Source organism: Streptomyces sp. NPDC044106, assembly GCF_056433985.1.
In genome coordinates this window covers 21052-40793 of sequence record NZ_JBWKFZ010000002.1, presented here as the reverse complement: position 1 = coordinate 40793, position 19742 = coordinate 21052, and the positions used below count along the sequence as shown (strand labels likewise).

The 19742-nt window shown below is 71.8% G+C and carries 15 protein-coding genes; 1 reads left to right on the top strand and 14 read right to left on the bottom strand.

Annotated elements, in window-relative coordinates; all coding sequences use genetic code 11:
• Nucleotides 1–24 precede the first annotated feature (24 nt).
• Complete coding sequence (locus tag AC07DI_RS02960; protein WP_478901779.1) at nt 25–522, top strand: NUDIX domain-containing protein; 498 nt, start codon at nt 25–27, stop codon at nt 520–522.
• Nucleotides 523–628: 106 nt separating this feature from the next.
• Here AC07DI_RS02960 and AC07DI_RS02955 read toward each other — a convergent pair whose 3' ends face one another.
• The 14 genes from AC07DI_RS02955 to AC07DI_RS02890 form a co-directional block, all read right to left on the bottom strand.
• Nucleotides 629–1138, bottom strand: coding sequence for a methylated-DNA--[protein]-cysteine S-methyltransferase (locus AC07DI_RS02955; RefSeq protein WP_478901777.1), 510 nt, complete (start codon nt 1136–1138; stop codon nt 629–631).
• 44 nt (nt 1139–1182) lie between these two features.
• Entirely contained in the window at nt 1183–2664 is a 1482-nt protein-coding gene (locus AC07DI_RS02950; protein WP_478901776.1) for an AlkA N-terminal domain-containing protein, read from the bottom strand.
• 83 nt (nt 2665–2747) lie between these two features.
• Nucleotides 2748–3275, bottom strand: coding sequence for an O-acetyl-ADP-ribose deacetylase (locus tag AC07DI_RS02945; protein WP_478901774.1), 528 nt, complete (start codon nt 3273–3275; stop codon nt 2748–2750).
• Nucleotides 3272–4684, bottom strand: coding sequence for a phytoene desaturase family protein (locus AC07DI_RS02940; protein WP_478901772.1), 1413 nt, complete (start codon nt 4682–4684; stop codon nt 3272–3274). Before AC07DI_RS02940 ends, AC07DI_RS02945 begins: the two co-directional genes overlap by 4 nt.
• Nucleotides 4685–4800: 116 nt before the next feature.
• A complete protein-coding gene (locus tag AC07DI_RS02935; protein ID WP_478901771.1) occupies nt 4801–5712 on the bottom strand; it encodes a phosphotransferase family protein in 912 nt (303 codons plus the stop codon).
• On the bottom strand, nt 5702–6946 hold the full coding sequence (locus tag AC07DI_RS02930) for an MFS transporter (protein WP_478901770.1): 1245 nt from the start codon (nt 6944–6946) through the stop codon (nt 5702–5704). The genes AC07DI_RS02935 and AC07DI_RS02930 overlap by 11 nt, the downstream gene beginning before the upstream one ends.
• Nucleotides 6943–9528, bottom strand: a complete 2586-nt coding sequence (locus AC07DI_RS02925) for a lantibiotic dehydratase (protein WP_478901769.1) — start codon at nt 9526–9528, stop codon at nt 6943–6945. Before AC07DI_RS02925 ends, AC07DI_RS02930 begins: the two co-directional genes overlap by 4 nt.
• Nucleotides 9525–10460: a PHP domain-containing protein gene (locus AC07DI_RS02920; RefSeq protein ID WP_478901768.1), complete on the bottom strand. Its 936-nt coding sequence runs from the start codon at nt 10458–10460 to the stop codon at nt 9525–9527. Before AC07DI_RS02920 ends, AC07DI_RS02925 begins: the two co-directional genes overlap by 4 nt.
• Nucleotides 10460–11512 (bottom strand): hypothetical protein, encoded by a 1053-nt coding sequence (locus tag AC07DI_RS02915; RefSeq protein ID WP_384258530.1) that lies wholly within the window; start codon nt 11510–11512, stop codon nt 10460–10462. Before AC07DI_RS02915 ends, AC07DI_RS02920 begins: the two co-directional genes overlap by 1 nt.
• Complete coding sequence (locus AC07DI_RS02910; RefSeq protein ID WP_478901767.1) at nt 11509–12603, bottom strand: arginase family protein; 1095 nt, start codon at nt 12601–12603, stop codon at nt 11509–11511. The genes AC07DI_RS02915 and AC07DI_RS02910 overlap by 4 nt, the downstream gene beginning before the upstream one ends.
• A gap of 1 nt (nt 12604) precedes the next feature.
• A complete protein-coding gene (locus AC07DI_RS02905; protein ID WP_478901766.1) occupies nt 12605–13801 on the bottom strand; it encodes a B12-binding domain-containing radical SAM protein in 1197 nt (398 codons plus the stop codon).
• A 193-nt stretch (nt 13802–13994) separates the two neighbouring features.
• Nucleotides 13995–16592, bottom strand: coding sequence for a lantibiotic dehydratase (locus AC07DI_RS02900; protein ID WP_478901764.1), 2598 nt, complete (start codon nt 16590–16592; stop codon nt 13995–13997).
• Between the two features lie 215 nt (nt 16593–16807).
• Nucleotides 16808–17635 carry an inositol monophosphatase family protein gene (locus tag AC07DI_RS02895; protein WP_384258540.1) on the bottom strand — a complete coding sequence of 276 codons (828 nt, stop codon included), beginning with the start codon at nt 17633–17635 and terminating at the stop codon, nt 16808–16810.
• A 121-nt stretch (nt 17636–17756) separates the two neighbouring features.
• A complete protein-coding gene (locus AC07DI_RS02890; protein ID WP_478901763.1) occupies nt 17757–19610 on the bottom strand; it encodes a gamma-glutamyltransferase family protein in 1854 nt (617 codons plus the stop codon).
• Between the last annotated feature and the right edge of the window lie 132 nt (nt 19611–19742).

Below are 19742 nucleotides of genomic sequence, written 5' to 3'. Positions count from 1 at the left end.
CCGGGCTGCGGCTACGCTTTCCGGATGACCATCCAGGACTACGCCACGTACATCGCCGGACTCCCTCGCGTCCTCGTCGGCGCCGCCGCGCTCTTCCGCGACGCGGAGGGCCGCGTACTCCTCGTCGAGCCCAACTACCGTGAGGGCTGGGCCCTGCCGGGCGGGACCGTCGAGTCGGACGACGGGGAGACGCCGCGGCAGGGCGCGCGCAGGGAGACCCTTGAGGAGATCGGGCTCGACGTCGGGCTCGGGCCGCTGCTCGTGGTGGACTGGGTGCCGCCGGGGCCGGTGCGGAGCCGGCCGCCGCTGGTGGCGTACTTGTACGACGGCGGGGTGCTCGACGCCGACCAGTTGAAGTCGGTCAAGTTGCAGGAGGAGGAGCTGCTCTCCTGGCGCCTGGTGGCCCCCGAGGATCTCGCGGAGCACCTGCCCGAACCGCTGGGGCGCCGGGTCGCCGCCGCCCTCGACGTGCTGGCCCGGGGCGGCGGGCCCGTGGAGTTGGAGGACGGGCACAGGCCGTAGCGCCGCAGAGGCCCGCGGGCGCGGGCGCGGACCAGGGCCTCGTCAGAAGAGGACGTCGTCGGAAGAGGACGTCGTCGGAAGAAGACGTCGTCGGAAGAAGACGTCGTCAGAACAGGACGTCGGGCCCGGTCCGCGTCGCCCCGCCCTCGAAGGCCAGCAGTCGCTGCTTGCGGTCGAGCCCGCCCCCGTACCCCGTCAGGCTGCCGTTGGCGCCGATGACGCGGTGGCAGGGCACGATGACGCCGATCGGGTTCTTGCCGTTGGCGAGGCCGACCGCGCGGGAGGCGCCGGGCCTGCCGAGGAGTTCGGCGAGTTCGCCGTACGTACGGGTCTCGCCGTAGGGGATCTCCTGGAGCGCACGCCAGACCGTGCGCTGGAACGGCGTGCCGTCGAGCCGCAACGGCACGTCGAACTCCGTGAGCTCCCCTGCGAAGTAGGCCGCCAACTGGTCGGTGGTCTCGGCGAACGGGGTCGCATCGCGGTGGCCGAAGGTCTCCTCGGGCGGGCGGTGGCGCTGGTCGGTCATGTAGAGGCCGCTGAGCACGCCGTCGGTGGCGACGAGGGTGAGCGTCCCGTAGGGGCTGTCGATGTGGGTGTGCAGGCGTTCCGTGACCATGGTCGGGATGTTCCTTGCGTCTCGTCGTCGCGTCTCGTCGTCCCCTACGCGGGGAGGAAGTTGATGGGGTGGACGTCGGTGGCCCACAGGTACTGGACGGCGTAGGCCCGCCAGGGGCGCCAGGCCGCGGCGCGCGCCGTGAGCGCGGCCGGGGTGTGCGGCAGGCCCAGCTCCTTCGCGGCGCGGCGGATGCCGAGGTCGGAGGGGAGGAACGCGTCGGGGTCGCCGAGCGCCCGCATCGCGATGACCTCCACCGTCCAGGGGCCGAAGCCGGGGAGCTCGGCGAGCCGGGCGCGGGCCTCGTCCCAGCCGTTCTCCACGCCGAGGCCGAGGGTGCCGTCGGCGAGCCGGTGCACGAGCGTGGTGAGCGTGGCGCGGCGGCTGCGGGGCAGGGCGAGCGACTCGGGGTCGAGTGCGGCGAGCGCGTCGGGGCCGGGGAAGAGGTGGGTGAGGCCCCCTTCGGGGTCCTCGACCGGCGTCCCGTGCGCGGTGACCAGGCGTGCGGCGTGGGTGCGGGCGGCGGCCGTGGAGACCTGCTGGCCGAGGACGGCGCGTACGGCGAACTCGGCCTCGTCGACCGTGCGCGGCACCCGCCGCCCCGGGGCCTTGTCGACGAGCGGCGCGAGCAGCGGATCGGTCCGCAGCCGGCCGTCGACGGCGGCCGGATCGGCGTCCAGGTCGAGCATGCGGCGGCAGCGGCTGATGGCGATGGTCAGATCGCGCAGGTCGGTGAGGGCGAGCCGGCAGCCGATGTGGTCGGGGTACGGGGTGAGGGCGACGATGCCGTGCCCGTAGGGGAGGCTCAGGGTTCTGCGGTACGCGCCGTCCCGCCACTCCTCGACGCCGGGCACGGCGGTGGCGACGAGGTGCCCGAAGAGGTTGTCGGGGTTGAGGGGGGCGCGGAACGGCAGCCGCAGGGAGAGGACGCCGCCCGCCGCTCCGGGCCGCGCGATACCCGGCCGCTTCGGCGCGCGGGCCCGCAGCTCGCCGGGGGCCAGCGCGAAGACCTCGCGCACCGTGTCGTTGAAGGTGCGGATCGAGGCGAAGCCCGCGGCGAAGGCGATCTCCGCCATGGGCAGCTCGCTCGTCTCGATGAGCAGCCGCGCGGTCTGCGCGCGCTGGGCGCGGGCGAGCGCGAGCGGTCCTGCGCCGAGCTCGGCGAGGAGCTGGCGCTCGACCTGCCGGGTGGAGTAGCCGAGGCGGCGCGCGAGGCCGGGGACGCCCTCGCGGTCGACGACGCCGTCACCGATGAGGCGCATGGCGCGGGCCACGAGGTCGGCGCGCTGGTTCCATTCGGGCGAGCCCGGGCTGCTGTCGGGGCGGCACCGCTTGCAGGCCCGGAAGCCGGCCTGCTGGCAGGCGGCGGCACTGGGGTAGAACGTCATGTTCTCGGCCTTGGGCGGGACGACCGGGCAGCTGGGGCGGCAGTAGATCCGGGTGGTGACGACTGCCGTGAAGAACCAGCCGTCGAAGCGGGCGTCCTTCGACTGAACGGCGCGTACACAGCGTTCCGTGTCGGTGTGCATGCTCTCAAGGATCGCGGTTCCTGCGCCGGGTGGCTGGCGAGAATGCGACATCGACGTAGCGCTGCCCGGCCGCCCGCGCGGGCCTACCGCGCCGCTGCCTCCGCCGCGGTGAAGGCGTCGTACGCCTCCTGGCCGAAGAGGACGAAGCGCACCTCGTCGAAGTGCGCGGGATCCGCGGACTCGCGGACCGTCCGGACGGCGATGCGGGCCGCGTCGTCGAGCGGCCAGCGGTAGATGCCGGTGGAGATCGCGGGGAAGGCCACCGTACGCGCGCCCAGCTCGGCGGCCACGCGGAGCGACTCGCGGTGGCAGGAGACGAGCAGCTCCGAGCGGTCCTCGTCGGCGGACCAGACGGGGCCGACGGTGTGGATCACGTGCCGGGCGTCGAGCCGGCCCGCGGTGGTGGCGACGGCGCGGCCGGTGGGGAGCCCCTTGCCGTAGTGCGAAGCGCGCAGGCGGCGGCAGTCGGCGAGGATGTCGGGGCCGCCGCGCCGGTGGATGGCGCCGTCGACGCCCCCGCCGCCGAGGAGCGAGGAGTTGGCGGCGTTGACGATGGCGTCGGCGTGCTGCTGGGTGATGTCCCCTTGGACCAGGCTGATGCGCGCGGTCACGGTGTGCTCCTCAGTGCTTTCCATACGGCCTTCGCGGCGTTGTGCCCGGACATGCCGTGCACTCCGGGTCCTGGGGGCGTCGCGGACGAGCAGAGGAAGACCGCGGGGTGCTGGGTGGCGTACGGGAAGAGGGACGGCTTGGGCCGCAGCAGCAGTTGCAGGCCGCTCGCGGCGCCGCAGGCGATGTCGCCGCCCACGTAGTTGGCGTTGGACGCGGCGAGCTGGGGCGGGCCCGCCGTGGCGCGGGCGAGGACGCGGTCGCGGAAGCCGGGGGCGAAGCGCTCGAGCTGCCGCTCGATCGCGTCGGTGAGGTCGCCCTCCCAGCCGTTCGGGACGTGGCCGTACGCCCAGAAGACGTGCTTGCCCTCCGGCGCGCGGGAGGGGTCGACCAGGCTGGGCTGCACGGTGATCAGGAACGGCGCGTCCGGCGCCCGTCCTTCGCGGGAGGCGGCGTGCAGCGCGGCGCCGATCTCCTTGCTGTCCGCGCCGACCTGCACGGTCCCGGCGCGCCGCGCCTCCTCGGCGGTCCAGGGGACGGGGCCGTCCAGGGCATAGTCGATCTTGAAGACACCGGCCCCGTACCGGTACCCCGCATAGGCGTTGCCGAGCCCCGCGATCCTGGCGAGCGCGGTCGGCGAGGTGTCGAACACGTAGGCGCGGGCGGGCGGCAGGTCGTCGAGCCGCTTGACCTCGTAGTCCGTGTGGACCGCGCCGCCGAGGTCCTTCAGATACGCGGTGAGCGCGTCGGAGATGGACTGCGAGCCGCCGCGCGGGACGGGCCAGCCGCGGGCGTGCGCGGCCAGCGCGAAGACCATGCCGACACCGCCGGTGACGATGCCGTCGAGCGGGGCGATGACGTGGGCGACGAGTCCCGCGAAGAGCGTGCGGGCCCGCTCGTCGCGAAAGCGCCGCATCAGCCATGTGGACGGCGGCAGCCCGACGAGTCCGAACCGGGCGAGGGTCAGGGGGGCCCTCGGCAGCGAGCTCAGCGGCAGGGACATGAAGTCCCGGAGCAGGACGTCCCACTTGGGCAGGAACGGCTCGATCAGCCTCCGGTACGCGCCCGCGTCGCGCGGCCCGAACGAGGCGGCGGTCTCGGCGACGGAGCGGGACAGCACGGCGGCGGTACCGTCCGGGAAGGGGTGGGCCATGGGCAGCGGCGGCTGCAGCCACTGGAGCCCGTAGCGCTCCAGTGGCATCGAGCGGAACGCCGGGGAGTTGATGCCCAGCGGGTGGGCGGCCGAGCAGGGATCGTGCCGGAACCCCGGAAGCGTCAGCTCCTGTGTGCGCGCTCCGCCGCCCACGGTGCTCTTCGCCTCGAAGACGGCCACGGAGAAGCCGCGGCGGGCCAGCTCGACGGCAGCGGTCAGCCCGTTCGGCCCCGCCCCCACGATGACGGCATCAAGCATGGACGGCACCTTGGGACTCCTTCGTCAGCCGCTGGCCACTTCCGCCAGGATAGGCCGGAGCACCGGCGCCGATCCGCGGGCCCCGGCCCTCCCGGAGCCCGCCTTCGAGTGAGCTGTCACGCGTGCCGCGCGCCCATCCTGAGCGCCAGTTCTCGTGCGTGGTCGGCTGCCGCCGGTCCGCGGCTCGGGTCGGGCGCCTCGGAGAGGAAGACGAGAGCCAGCATCAGTGCGGCGTCCAGGCGGCAGACGTGCAGGCACGGATCGCTGTCGGGTGGCACCGTGGCCGTCCTCGCGTAGCCGCTGCGGATCGCTGCCATGTCGAGCTCGTTCTCCGGGTACCTGGCGTACTCGGTCAGGCGCCCGAACTCCAGCGAGGGGGAGCCGAGCAGGGCATTCGACCAGTCGAGCAGGGCGACGGCCCGCCCATGCCGACGCCGGATGTTGTCGCTGCGGACGTCGAGGTGGAGGAGGCTGTCCTCGGTGAGGCCGGTGAGCCGGCCGGCGATGAGGGACGGGTCCGGCGGCTCGGGCCAGTCATCGACGAGGCGGCCGATCTCGGCCCAACGGCGCCCGATGCGTGCGGTGATCGCGCTCGCCGTGGGCACCGCCTCCGACGCGACGGGCCGCAGCCGCGGCGGCGGCACCTGGTGCAGCCGTGCGAGGAGTTGCCCGAGCGCGAAGGAGTCGAGAGCCGACCCGTCATCGGGGACGTATGCGGAGAGCAGTACGTCAGGGGAGTCCGGATCGTCCGCCAGGACGAGTTCCTTCGCCTCCGCGACCGGCAGATCATGGGCGGCCAGATGCCGCGCGATCTCGTACTCCTGAAGGAGCAGGGTCCGGGTGTCCACGTGGGGGTCATTGGCGTTCGAGTCGAATCGCCGGTGCGCGAGACGTACCGCGACGGGCCGCCCGTCGCGCCCTTGGGCCTGGTAGACGGAGAACTCAAGTCCCTTGCCCACCAGTTCCAGACTGCTCAGGCCCCACCGCTCGGCAAGGCTGTCCAGCTCGGCGAATCTCTCACTCATCATGTGCACCTTCGGGGATCTTGCGGTCGTCGGTGATCCTGCTGTCCTTCAGCAGGGTGAAAGCGATGGGCGGACACATCAGCAGGGTGACCGCGCCGCCGACCGCGAAGGCCGTCCGCGGCCCCGCCGACGTGCTCAGCCAGCCGAAGATCAGCGCGCCGAGGGGCATCGTCCCCCAGGCGAACAGCCGGTACACGCCGGTTGCCCGGCCGAGGAGGCGGTCCGGGATGAGTTCCTGACGCAGGGAGACAGCCACGACGTTCCAGACCATGAGACCGAACCCGGCGGCGCAGTAGCCCGCGGTGACCACGTACACGCTGTCGGTCGCCGCTACCGCCAGGCCGCCCACGCCCATGAGGGCCAGGTTTCCGATCAGGGTGGGGACCCGGCCCAGCGCTCCGGTCATACGGCTCGCGGCCACGCTGCCGGCGACGCCCCCGGCGGCTCCGGCGGCAAGCAGCGCCCCGTATGCGGCGTCCGGGAGCCCGAGCACGTCGCGCACCAGGATGACGAAGACGGCGATCTGTCCGAGGTAGACGGCGTTGATGACGCCGGCGGAGAAGGTCAGGGCGCGCAGCAGAGGATCACGCAGCACGTGGACCAGGCCCTCGCGGATGTCGGTCAGGAGCCGCGGCCTGACCGCGGACCGCTCGGGCCGCGGCCCGCGAACGCCGGTCAGCAGCGCTGCGGACACCAGGAAGGAGAGCGCGTCGAGCAGGAGGGGAATCACCCTGCCCAGCACGAAGAACACACCCCCGAGCACATGTCCCAGCAGGTCGCGGCCCACGGTCTGGACCGCGAAGAGCCTGCCGTTCGCCGCCTCCAGCTTCTCCCTGGGAACGATGCCCGGCAGCAGCGCGAAGGACGCGCAGTCGAACAGCACCTCCCCGACACCCAGCAGGAACGCCGCGGTCATCAGGGGCCAGAAGGTCAGCCAGTCGCAGGCGAGCAGCACCACGGTGACGATCAGCGTCGCGGCGCGCAGCAGGTCGGCGGCGACCATCAGACGACCACGCTCGAACCGGTCGGCGTACGCCCCTGCCGGCAGACCGAACAGCAGCCAGGGAACCGTGGTGGCCGCGGTGACGGCGGACACCTGGAACGCGTCGTGCAGCAGCGCGGCGGACAGCAGCGGAAGGGCCGCGAAGCGCATGCCGTCGCCGACCGCCGACGCGGTCGCGGCGCCGATCATGCGGTGGTAGCCGGAACCGAAGCGAACAGTGGTGTGCGCGCTCACCCCGTGCTCCCCGGTGAGAACACGGCGCACCGCAGCTCGCTGGTGTAGCGGTGACCGCGCACGCTCAGCCAGCGTTGGGCGGGCGTGGGCAGCATCTCGGAGATCTCCAGTGTGCCGTCCTTCCGTGCGGCAAGTCGGCACAACTGCCGTACCAGGAGCGGTGCGTGCCAGTCGACGTAGACCGGCTTCGGCTCGCCGGGGATCTTGACGAAGACGTGCCGGGGCAGGCCGAGCTCGGAGCGCAGTCGGCAGGCCGCGACGAACTCCGCGGCCTCCTCCCCGCCCGTCCGCCCCACGGGTCCCTCGAAGGCGGCCGCACCGCGCAGGCGGGCGGCGGAGACCCGCCAGGTCTCGCGTTGCAGGACGACACGGCCGCAGCGGATACGGGGGATGTGCGCCAAGGCGGGGGCGTCCAGTCCCGCCCCGCCGAAGTGCCGCGGGAAGGCGAACGGGGAGAGCGGGTCCTGGCGGATGCTCGGTCCGCCGGCCGGGGGCGCCATGAGTCGCAGCCTTCCCGCGACCCCGTGGGCCCGCAGCTCCAGCCGTCCGTCACGGAGCACGACGTACAGCTGGGACGGCTGCACCACCCGGTCGCGCGACTGCCCGGAACGGCCGTAGACCTCCAGGTCGTAGCAGGGGTAGACGAGCTGTGTCGACGACTTGTCCGGGTGGCCCCGGGACAGGTTGGCGAGGACCTCGCCGTCGTCGAGCAGGGACAGGTAGCCCTCGTAGACCTGCGGCAGCAGCTCCGGCGCGCGTTCCTGGATCAGGGGACCGAAGCTGGTGTGGGTGATGACCTCCCGGACGGCGTGGCAGTCTCCGATCACCGCGGTGAACCGGCCCTCGCGCAGGTCCTGAAGGCTCGTGGCGGCGAACAGCACGTCCGGGTCGACGACCGCCGCGGGTCTACGGGGACGGTCGGCGAGGATCACCTCCATCCGCTCCCTCTCCACGACGACCTCCGGCCGGTCCGTGCCCCCCTCCCCCATCAGGGCGTCGGTGATCGAACGGTCGAGCGCCGCCAACTCGGCCTCGACGGCGGCGCACTCCTCCTCGATGGCGTGCCGGTCCCGGAAGAACTCCGAGTAGAGGCGGTCCAGGGGGACCTCGACACCGGCGCCGAAGCGCTCCGCCACCCATCGGGTGAGAATGGCGAGCTCACGCCGCATGCGCAGGCGTGGACGCGCGAGCACGGTCTCGTACACGATCGACAGTTCGTCCGTGATGAAGCGGGCGATGTCCGGGCCGATGGTCAGGTCGACCGGCTCGCCGTGGGCCTCCTCGAACAGGACGCTCCGGTCGGCGTAGTGCAGGCCGCTGTTGCGGTTCGCGGGGGTTCCCGTCACCTTCTCGAACCTGGCCTTGATCGCGGCCAGCGCGGCAGGGCGCTCGGCGAGGGGCAGCGTCGCGAAGCGGGCCAGGTCCTCCTCGAAATGCCCGATGGCCGAGAGGACCGGCGCGGCCTGCTCCGGTGGAGCGGAGAGCAGTTGGCGGCGCAGGGCGGTCAGGGGCTCGTGGTCGCCGACGGGGATCTCGAACTCGGCCACCACCCATTCCCGCGCGACCAGCTCCTTCAGCACCTGGTCGAAGGGGGCGGGGGTGTGGGAGCCGAACGCGGTGTCCCACTCCGCGCGCAACTCGCGCAGCGTTCGTTCCCCGTCGCAGCGCTGCCACAGCCATTGCTCGTGCGCTGCCGCCTCCCTGCCTCCGAGGTGCTGGAAGTTCCAGTCGGTGTCGAGGCCGTCGCGGGTGGTGAACGCGTAGAGGTCGATGCGTCCTTCGCGCAGGAAGGACAGCGGGCGCCTGCGCGGACGTACGCAGTCGAACAGGCCGGGGACCTCCGCGGCGCTCTGGGCCAGCTTCTCCGCGGCCCAGTGGCTGAAGAGCGTCCGGCGCTCCATCTCGCGTTCCGAGGTCCAGGCGATGCCCGGCGCTTGTCCGACCCGGCCCACGGTGAACGGTCCGAAGTGGGAGTGGGTCTCGTTCTTCGTCGTCACCCGCTGGAGGTACATCGTGAGCAGGTCGGTCATCCTCCGGGTGTGCCGGCCCATGTCTTCCTGGAAGCTGTCGAGCCATGCGGCGAACTCCGGGTACGCGGAGTCGTTCGACAGCAGCAGTACTTGCCGCAGGCGCTCGTCGCCGAACGCCTCGGCCACGGCGGTTCTCGCGAGGTTGAGGCGCGTGCGGTACCGGGCCGTGTACGCCTCCTGCTCCGCGGCGAACTCCTCGGCGGACGCCTGGTAGGTGTGCAGGGTGTGCGCCGCCTCGTCGGGCAGTGCCGCGGTGGCACGCCGCACTTCACGGCCGGACAGCGGTCGCAGCAGGCCCACGCGCGACGCCGACTGCCGGCAACCGGGCACCTGGTGCTGCCGCAGTACGGGCTTGAGATCCCGCGCCAGCGAAGCCAGCCGGTCCCTGCTCTCCAGGAGAGCGTGAGCCTCGTCGACGGAGGCGGTGTCCACGAGGGGGTCGAGCGCCTCCATCGGGAAGCCGGCCTGTCGGAGCACGACGATCGGCACGAGTCGCCACGCCTCGCCCGGTGCGGGGTTCGTGCTGCTCTGGGAGTCGTTGACGCTGGTCACAGCCCTGCCTCGGTGCTCGTGCGGACGGGACGACGCTCGTGCAGCGCGTCGAGGACGGCCAGGGGGTCCGCGGGGAGCGCGGGCAGCAGGCCGGGCCGCGGCGCCCAGGGCTTGACCCGCACCCCGTGGTAGTCGGACCCGGCGGTCGGGACGAGGCCGAGCCGGTCGCATACATCGGCGAGGAGGCGGCTCTCGGCCGGGGTGTGCCAGCTCGTCCACACTTCGAGCCCGGCCAGTCCGGCCTCCCGCAGCGGCTCGAGCAGCGCCACGCACTCGGGTCCGTCCAGGTCCGTCACGAACTGGCCCGGGTGGGCGAGGACGGCGGCCCCGCCGGCCTCCTCGATCCATGACAGGACGTCGACCACGTCGGGCTTCTCGGGGTGCTCGACATGGAGCGGCCTGCCGGGACGGCACCAGTCGGCCACGAGCCGGTCGTACGCATCTGCCGTGTAGTCGGCGAACCTCGCATCGTCGTGCGCCGCCTCGAGGAGCAGGGCGAGATAGTCGCCCACATAGGCCACCCGGTGGCCGCCCAGGCGTCGCACCACGTCGTCCCAGGTGAGCGGCGCTCCAATGGTCTGCGCGCGGTCGGTCCAGGTGCGCCACCACGCCAGTTCGGCGTCGTGGACACCACCGATCCGTTCCCGGAACCGCAGGTCATGGGGGTCGATGAAGTAGGCAAGGCAGTGGGTTTCCGCGCCGCGCCAGGTGGCGGTGACCTCGCAGGCCGGTACCACGGTGAGGCGCCCGCCGACGGCCTGCTCGAACGCGGCGACGCCGGCCACGGTGTTGTGGTCGGTCACGGCGGCCACGCGCAGCCCGGCGTCGACACAGCGCCGGGCCAGCTCGGCCGGGGCCTCGTCCCCGTCGGAGTGCCGCGTGTGCAGATGCAGGTCGACCGGGGTGGCGAGAGTGGCGGACGCCCCCCGCATCAGCGCGCTCCGGGCAGGGCGCGCCGCCAGGACGCGGCCAGCCATCGCTCGTAGTCGGGTCCTGACGGCTCGTCCATGACCAGGCACAGTGGCTCGATGATCCGCCCCGGGCCGCCGGCCAGGCCGCCGTGGAGCATGGTGAGGTTGTGGCCGAACAGCAGGTCGCAGTGCTCGCCCGGTGCGAGTACTTCCCAGCGGCGCCGGAATTGCGCCCAGGTCAGGCCGGTGGCCATCAGCACCTGGTGGCAGAAGAGGCGTGCCGCCTCGCCCTCGCACTCCCCGCAGGCGCAGCGCCGGGCCAGCGGCACGGCGGCGGGGTAGCGGACCCGTTCCTCCTTCGTCAGCACGGCCTCGCTGTGGTGGAAGGACAGGCCGTGCCAGAGAGGTTCCTGAAGACCGAGCATGGCTCCGAGCGACGGATAGGCACAGCCGTGCTCCGGCTGACGCTCCAGCCCCCGGCGCAGGTTGTCACCGAGCCAGCGGGCCGCGGCGGCCGGCCGGTCGTCCCCGGCTTCGATGTCACGCCGGTCGAGCACGTCGTCGATGACACCGAGCCAGTCGTAGTACGTCGTGACGCTCAGCCCTTCTCCCACGTCGGGGAGGAAGATGCCCTGGTACATCTTGTGCGCGGGAGTGGTGGTGTAGCCGGAGCTGCCGAATTCCCGCCAGGCGGGATCCCAGTCGGGCGCGTCCTGGAGACTGGGCGTCAGGTAGGAGCAGTGCTGTCCGTCGTGGTGGGGCAGCAGGGTCCGGGTGGAGAACCCCTCGGGGACGTACGTCTGCTGCGGCCGGTCGACCTCCAGCCGCATCTTCGCGGGGGCGCCACGGGCGATCAGCGCGGCGCGGATCCGTTCGGCCAGGGCTGTCGAAAGGCGGCGGCTCTCCTCGACGCCCAGCCGCAGGCGGCCGATGCGGAACACCGCGAAGCCGACCCGGTGGATGACGTCGACGGACGCGGCGGCCATGTCGTCCAGTGCCTGCTCGCGCCGGTCCGCGGGCCCGGAGACGAGAGCGGTGCAGTCGAACCGGGCTTCGGAGGGGGTGAAGTTCACTGGTGCTCCAGGGGTTCGTCACAGGCGCTTTCGGACCAGGGCGCGAAGTCGGACGGGACGCACTCGGTGCGGAACAGGAACTCGAAGAGCAGGCGTGCCGCGATCTGGGCGGTGCTGCCCGACGGGTCGTAGCGGGGTGCGACCTCCGCCACGTCGACGGCGCCGACGGGCAGCGCGCGGAGTTCCTCGTAGACGTCGAGGAGTTCGCCGGTGCTGATGCCGCCCATGGTCACATGGCCGGTTCCGGTGGCCGAGGCGCTGTCGAGTACGTCGATGTCGAGTGAGACGTAGACCGTGTCGCACCGGGAGCCGAGTTCCTCGATGAGGGGGCGCAGTGCGGCGGCGGCCCCGTCCCTGGTGATCCGGGAGCCCGGCACGATGTGGAAGCCGCTGTCGACCAGCCCCCGGTACTGGTCGTACTTGGTCACGTCGCCGACGCCGACGAAGGCCATGTCCTCCGGGCGCATCTGGGGGATCTCGCTGATCCTGCGGGAGTTGGAGCCGTGGTACAGCGGTCCGTGCAGCGTGCTCCAGTTGCCGAAGTCGAAGTGGTGGTCGATGTTGATGAACCCCACGCGGCCCGCGCCGCGGTCGAGCCGTCCGGCACGGAAGCCGGCGAAGGTGGGGAAGGTGCACGAGTGGTCGCCGTTGAGGAAGACCAGACACGGCGCGGACTGGCTGAGACGGCGGCTCTCCGCCGCGACGGCCTGGAAGGTCCGCACGGTGTCCGTCGGGTAGACGTGCAGGTCACCGGCGTCCGCGACCTGGGGGGCGCGGTAGCGGAAGGCCTGGCCGGTGCGGGTGTCCAGCATGCGCCACTGGCCCAGGCTGGTCAGGTAGCTGGAGAAGACCAGGCTTGCCTGGCGGATGGCCCGGGGTCCCTCCGCGGCTCCCGGCCGGGAGCTTGCGGTGGCGTCGAAGGGGACGCCGGACACCACCCAGCCGTCCTCTCCCACGTCCACCCGGTCGGCGGGAGTGGTGGGGGTGCCGAAGAGTGTCGCTACGCCGGCCCAGCCGGGCAGCGGATCCTCCTCGAAGTCCTCGGCCTTGACGCTGTTCTGCAGCGCTGCGAAGTCGGGGAGCTCGTTCATGTCACTTCTCCTGCGCAGAGGACGTGGGAAGGGGCATCGGGGTGCGGATGATGTCGTGCGCGGCGGCGACCTTCTCCTGGAACAGGTCCCAGCTCGCTTCGGGAGACAGGTGCTGCGGCCGGTAGACGACGGGTACGTCCTCCCGCCAGTCGGCGAAGTCCCAGTTGAATATGCGCTCACGCAGCCTCGGGAAGTCCGGGGTGAGCGGGTAGGGAACGAAGTTGTAGAGGTTGAAGAGCCACAGCGCCGAACTGTTCTCCCGCATCCAGTCGACGGTCTGGCCGTGCGCGGCTTCCGTTTCCTCGTCGAGGCCGCCCATCATGTTGAGGACGACCTTCAGGCCTGCGTCGCTCAGCTTATGGATTTTCGTGGTGTAGTCGTCGAGGCCGCGGGAGAGTTTGTTGAGCCGCTTCAGCATCTGGGAGTCGGCCGACTCGAAGCCAAGTTCCACGGCGACGACGCCGAGTTCCCGCATGGCGTCGACGATCCAGTCCTTCACCTGCATGACATGTGTCTGCACGATGAACCGGTATCCTGGCCGGTCGCGGAAGACGTCCAACAGGTTGGCGACCGCTTCGCGTGACTGGCCGAATGTCTTGTCGCCGATGTAGAAGAGCCGGGTGTCCGGGAAGCGGGCGGTGAGTTCGTCCACTTCGTTCTCGAGGGCGCCCTTCTCCACGAGGGTGAGCTGCTTGCTCCAGGCGTCTCCGCAGAAGGAGCACTGGTACAGGCATCCGTGGCTGGCGTTGAGCCGCAGCAGGGGGACCTGGCCTTCGTAGCCGCCGAGATGGCGGTAGTCCGGTGCCCAGGTGATCCGCTCGGACACCAGTCCGGGGAGAAGCGGCTTCTCCAGGTTCCCGCCCGCTCCGGAGGCGAGACCGGCGAGCCTGCGCACGAAGGTGGCGTCGAGCTGGCCGCGGTGTACCGCGTGGACGGCGCCGTCCGGGGCGAGCGGGGCCATGTTCCCGCCGAGGACGACGCGGCGTCCGGCGTGCTCCAGGTGTTTGGCCACGTCCAGGGCGAGGCGGAAGTTCTGGGCGAGAGGCGACATGAGGACCAGGTCGCCGGGGGTCGTCGCCTCCATCAACGGCTCGGAGCAGGCGTCCGGTTCGGCCGGTGTCCTCGACAGGTCGCGGAAGACGGAGTCGATGCCCGCGGTGTCGAGCAGGGCGGTCAGATGGGCGACCCATAACGGCATCTCCCATAACCCGTCGGACGGGATGAAGTATTCGGGGAGTAACGCCCGGAATCGCCGGTCGTAATCGTCGTAGTAGCTCGACAGATGAGGGTCCGGGTCATGACTGGAGGGGAAAGGAAGTTGGACTACGCAGCTCTTCGGCATCGTCGTTCCTTTGCTCGATGATGATGGGGGCATCCTCGAAGTGGAGTCGTCAGCCGGAACCGCGGGAGAAGACCGCACAGCGCAATTCGCTCGTGTGGCGTTCTCCGTCGATCTCGAGCCAGAGCTGTTCCGGCGACGGAAGCATTTCGCTGAATTCCAGGGGAGAATCCGACCGCCGGGCGAGGCGGAACACCTGTCTGACGATGAGGGGGGACTCCCAGTCGACGTACACCGGTTTCGGTTCACCGGGGATCTTCAGGAATCCGTGGCGGGGCAGATCAAGGTCACGGCGGAGCTTGCGGGCGGCGGCGAACTCGGCCGCGTCCCCCTTCGCCGGGCGCGTGCCTGGGCTCCACCCCCGAAGGGCGTTCGCGGGTATGCGCCAGCGCTCCCGGTGCAGTACGACGCGGCCGCAGCGGATGCGCGGCAGGTGGTCATGTCCGACGCTGCGTATGCCGACGCCTCCGAAGTGCCGGGGGAAGGCGAACGGGGACAGCGGGTCCTGGCGGATGCTGGGTCCGCCCGCCAGCGGAGCGAGCAGCTTCAGCCGGCCTTCCACTCCCCGGGCGCGGAGCTCCAGGCGTTCGGCGGTCGCCACGACGTATAGCTGGTGGGGCTGGAGCACGGCGTCCCGGCTCTTCGGGGACAGCCCGTGCACCTCCAGGTCCGGGCAGGGGTAGGCCAGTTGGGCGGCGGTTTTGTCGGGATGCGAGCGGGAGAGGTCGACCAGCACCTCGTCCTTGTCCAGCAGGCTCTGGTACCGCGCGTAGACCTCGTCGAGCAGGTCCGGAGCCTCGGCCTGCAACAGCGGGGCGAAGCTGGAGTGGGTGAGCGCCTCACGGACGGCATGGCAGTCGCCCACGACGGCGAGGAAGTCGCCGCCCGCGAGCGCGTCGGCGTCCCGTGCGGCGAGCATGACGTCCGGATTGCACAGTGCGGGTGGCGTGGCCGGATGGCGCGAGAGCAGCTGCTCCAGCTGCCCCCGGTCGACGACCGTCTCGTGCTGGTCGCCGGTGGCCCCTGCCAGCAGTACGGCAGTGATCTCGTGGTCGAGCGCCGCGATGTCCCGGTCCACTTCCTCGCACTTGAGGGCGAGTTGGGGCTTGTCCTCGAAGAAGCCGGCGTAGAAGTGCTGGAGAGCGACGGGGTTTCCCGGGCCGAAGCGTGCCTTCATCCAGTCGTGCAGGATCTCCTGCTCGCGGCGGACCCGGAGCCGGGGGGCGAGAAGCGTCAGGTCGTAGACCACGGACAGCTCGCGGCTGACGACGTTCTCGATGTCCTGGCCGAGGGCCATGTCCCTGACCGGGCTGTAGGCCTCCTCGTAGAGGACGCTCCGGTCTGCGTAGTGCAGTCCCTGGGAGCGATTGGCCGCGGTCCCGGTGGTCTCCTCGAAGGTCTTCTTGAGGCGGCCGAGGAGTGCTGCGCGGTCGACGGCCGGGCCGTCGGCGAACTGTCGCAGCGTGTCGGCGAACCACCGCACCACCGCGCGTTCGCCTGCTTCCTTCTCCAGGTGTCCCTCCAGGTGTCCGTCCAGCGTCCGGAGGGGATCGGCGGTCCCGACGGGAATCTCCCAGCGCGCTGTCAGCCAGCCCTTGCTGACCAGTTCACGCAGTACCTCGTCGAAGGTGCGGCGGGGCGGGGTACTGCCGCGTCGCGGCCAGGCGGCGCGGAGCTGTGCCACCGTGCGCTCGCCGTCGCAGCGTTCCCACAGCCATGACTGGTCGTCGTCGAACGTCTCGGCCGTCACCTCGACGAAGCGCCAGTCGTCCGGCATACCCGTGCGCGTCTCGAACGCGTACAGCCGGATCCGCGGACCCTGGCCGAACGCGAGCGGCAACCGCCGAGGACGCACGGTCTCGAAGAGCTCAGGACGGCCGCTGAACGCCTCGGCGAGCGCTTCACCTGCCCAGTGGCTCAGGAAGGCGACGCGTCGCAGTGGACCGGTGGACCAGGAGATCCCAGCGGTGCCGGGTGCCACCCGGGCCACCGCGAGAGGACCGAAGTGGGAATGCGTCTCGTTCTTCGTCGTGACCCGCTGGAGGTACATGGCGAGCAGGTCGGTCATGCGCTTGACGTGCCCGTCCGATCCGCCTCCGCCACTGTCGATCCAGTCGGTGAACTCCTCGAAGCGTGCGTCGTTCGACAGGAGCAGAACCTGCTGGAGTGCGGGGTCCCGGAAGAGGCGTACGACGCTCTCGCGACCGCGGGCCAGCGCTGCGGCGTGCTCCTTCTCGAAAGCGCTCCACACGCTGTCCAGGGCCAGAACCGCGTCCTGGTAGCACGTGACCGTCTCCAGGGATGCCTGGCTGAGGTCCGTCTCCAGACGGGCGAGATCCCGTGGCGGTAAAGGGCGCAGCATGCCCACCCCGGAGGCGATGTCTCCCTGCGTGCCCACGCGCTCCTCGCGCAGCACCGCTTTCAACCGCTGTCCGATCCGACGTGCCTCATCGCAGCGGGCGAGTACGGCATCCGCGGTTCTCGGAGTCGCCGAATCGGCGACTTCCCGCAGGAGAGAGCAGGGGAATCCGGCGTGGCGCAGCAGCATGACCGGGGCGAGCGCCCACGCGTCGCGGTCACTGGAGCGGCCGGTCGGGGTGTTGCCGTCCGGCAGTCGTGTGTCGTCCTGACGCTGTCCTCGACGGTCCATGACTGCCCCCGTTGGCCGCTCAGTGCTCACCACTGGGCGTGACGCTAGCCACGGAGTGCGGCGTCTTTCAATGGCATATGCATGGGCTTGCCGACTTCATGCCAAAGATTGGCCTGATCACTCTCCACACCAGGCGCTTCACGCTCCGTGCGCCACGGTGGTCGGTGTGCGGGGCGTGCGTGCCGGGCGTCGGGGCGCGGGCGAGGACCGGCTTCTCAGGCGGCGCCCGTGAGCAGGTCCGCGACGCGTCGGGCCGTGGCGGCGTCCCGGGCCGCGGTGAACGGCAGCGTGTTGCCGCCGCCGATCCGGAAGGGCTCACCCGTCAGCGTCAGGTCGGCGCCGCCCGCCTCGGCCACGAGCAGCAGGCCCGCCGCGTGGTCCCAGGCCAGCTCCCACGAGAAGGCGACGGCGTCCAGCGCTCCCCTGGCTATGGCGAGGTACTCAAGGCCCGCCGACCCGCACGGCCGGGGCCGCACGCCGTCCACCGCGAGGCCGAGCAGGGCCCGCTTCTGCTCCTCGGTGGTGAAGTCCGGGTGCGAGGTGGCCACTTCGAGGTCGGCGCCCGCGGCGGGCGAGCCGGCGGTCAGCCGCTCTCCGTTCAGCCAGGCGCCCCGGCCGCGGATCGCCACGGCGAATTCGTCCAGCGCCGGCGCGTACGTCCAGGAGGCCTGGACCTCGCCGCCCACCGCCAGTGCGACGAGCATGCAGAACCCGGGGTCGCCGTTCACGAACTGCCGCGTCCCGTCGACGGGGTCCACGATCCACACCGGCGCGTCACCCCGGATCGCGTCGTACGTCGACGGGTCCGCGTGCACCGCTTCCTCGCCCACGACCACGGAGCCGGGGAGGAGGGCGGCGAGGTCCACCGTCAGCTGCTCCTCCGCGCGGCGGTCGGCGACGGTCACCATGTCGTGCGGGCCGCTCTTCTCGACGACATCGCCCTCGGCGAGCTGCCGGAAACGGGGGGTCACCTCGGTGGCCGCGGCCTTGCGGACGGCTTCTTCCACGTCACGTACGCCGTGCGTCAGAAAGTCTTCGATCATGTCTCCATGAGAGCACGACGGACTGACATCCCGTTCGGCCGCGGAGAATGGGGGGTGAACGGGGGGACAACTCCTGGGGCGGTCACGTCGCCCCGCGCCGCGGGGCGAGCCGAGCGCAGCGTCACCGCCCCACCGCGTACCCCTGCGCCCCCCGGGGATTCGCCGCCGCCGACAGCACTCCGGTCCTCGGATCCCGTGCCACCACGCACAGGCGGCCCTCCGACCAGCCGCCGCCCACCACCACGTCATGCCCCCTGCGCCGCAGCTCGTCCACCACCTCGGGGTCCATCCGGGATTCCACCGCCAGGCTGCCGGGCGTCATCCGGCGCGGGTGGAAGGAGCCGGGGAACGCCTCCGTGTGCCAGCTGGGCGCGTCGATCGCGCCCTGCAGGTCGAGTCCGCCCCGTACGGAGGCCCGCGCCACGACGCCGAGGAAGAAGTGCACCTGCCACTGATCCTGCTGGTCGCCGCCCGGCGTACCGAAGGCCATGACGGGCACCCCGTCCCGCAGCGCCAACGACGGCGTCAGCGTCGTGCGCGGCCGGCGCCCGGGTGTGAGCGAGTTCGGCAGGCCCTCCTCCAGCCAGGCCATCTGGAGCCGCGTTCCCAGCGGGAAGCCCAGCTCGGGCACGACGGGGTTGGACTGGAGCCACCCTCCGCTGGGCGTGGCGGACAGCATGTTGCCCCACCGGTCGACGACGTCGAGATGGCAGGTGTCGCCGCGCGTCGCGCCGTCCACGGTCACGGTCGGCTCCCCGGCCCCCGCCGCCGCCCCGGCCCCCCGGTCCAGACCGGCGGTCTCCCCCGCGGCCACCGCCAGCGCGTGCGCGGAGAGCCGCGGTTCGAGCCCCCCGGGCGCCCCGGGCCGCAACTCGTACGAGGCCTTCTCCCCGATGAGCCGCCGCCGCGCCGCGTTGTACTCGGGCGAGAGCAGCTCCCGCACCGGCACGCCGTCCGCGCCCCGCTCCCCCGCGTCCCCGTACCAGGCCTCCCGGTCGGCCATGGCCAGCTTGCAGCCCTCCACCAGGAGGTGGACGTACGCGGCCGACCCGTACTGGGGAAGTTCCGCGGCGGTCGAGGGCAGCAGCGCGAACTGCTGCAGGAACGCGGGGCCCTGGCTCCAGGCGCCCGCCTTGCACAGGGTCCAGCCCTCCCAGTCGTACGTGACGGGGTCCTCGTAGGAGGCCGTCCAGCCGCGCAGGTCCCGCGCCGAGAGCGTCCCCACGTGCCGCTCGCCGCTGGTGTCCATGGTGGGCTGTCCGGCCTGCCGTACGAGCGCCTCGGCTATGAACCCGCTGCGCCACACCTCGCGCGCGGCCTCGATCTGCGCCACCCGCGCGTCACCTGCCGGGGCGCCCTCCGCCTTCGCCTTGGCTTCCGCCTCCGCCGTCAGGCGCCGCCAGGTCGCGGCGAGCGCGGGGTTGCCGAACAGCTCTCCGGGGCGGGGGGACCGGCCGCCGGGGAGGTAGACCTCGGCCGACGAGGGCCACTCACGCTCGAAGAGCTGCCGTACCGTCTCCACGGTCTCGCCGACCCGCTCGACGGGAGCGTGCCCGTCCTCCGCATATCCGATGGCGTACTTCAGTACGTCGGCGAGCGGCTTCGTGCCGTGGTCCCGCAGGAGCAGCATCCACGCGTCGAAGGCGCCGGGCACGGCGGCGGCGAGCGGGCCGGTGCCGGGCACGAGTTCCAGGCCGAGGGAGCGGTAGTGGGCCACCGTGGCCCCGGCCGGCGCGGGCCCCTGCCCGCAGAGCACGCGCACCTCGCCGCCCGCGGGGGCGAGGATGATCGGGACCTCGCCCGCGGGCCCGTTCAGGTGCGGCTCGACCACGTGCAGGACGAATCCCGCCGCGACCGCGGCGTCGAAGGCGTTGCCGCCGTCCTCCAATACGGCCATCGCGGACTGGGAGGCCAGCCAGTGGGTGGACGACACCATGCCGAAGGTGCCCTGCAGAGTGGGACGCGTCGTGAACATAGGCCCTCTCACCTCGCTGTTTCGCCCTCCTGGCCCGGGAGTTGGGCGCGCGGGACGGACGTGCGGCTTCCCCGCTCACCAGGAGGCTATCGATCACCCCGCACCCCTTGGTCCCCGCCTCCGGCCCGGAGC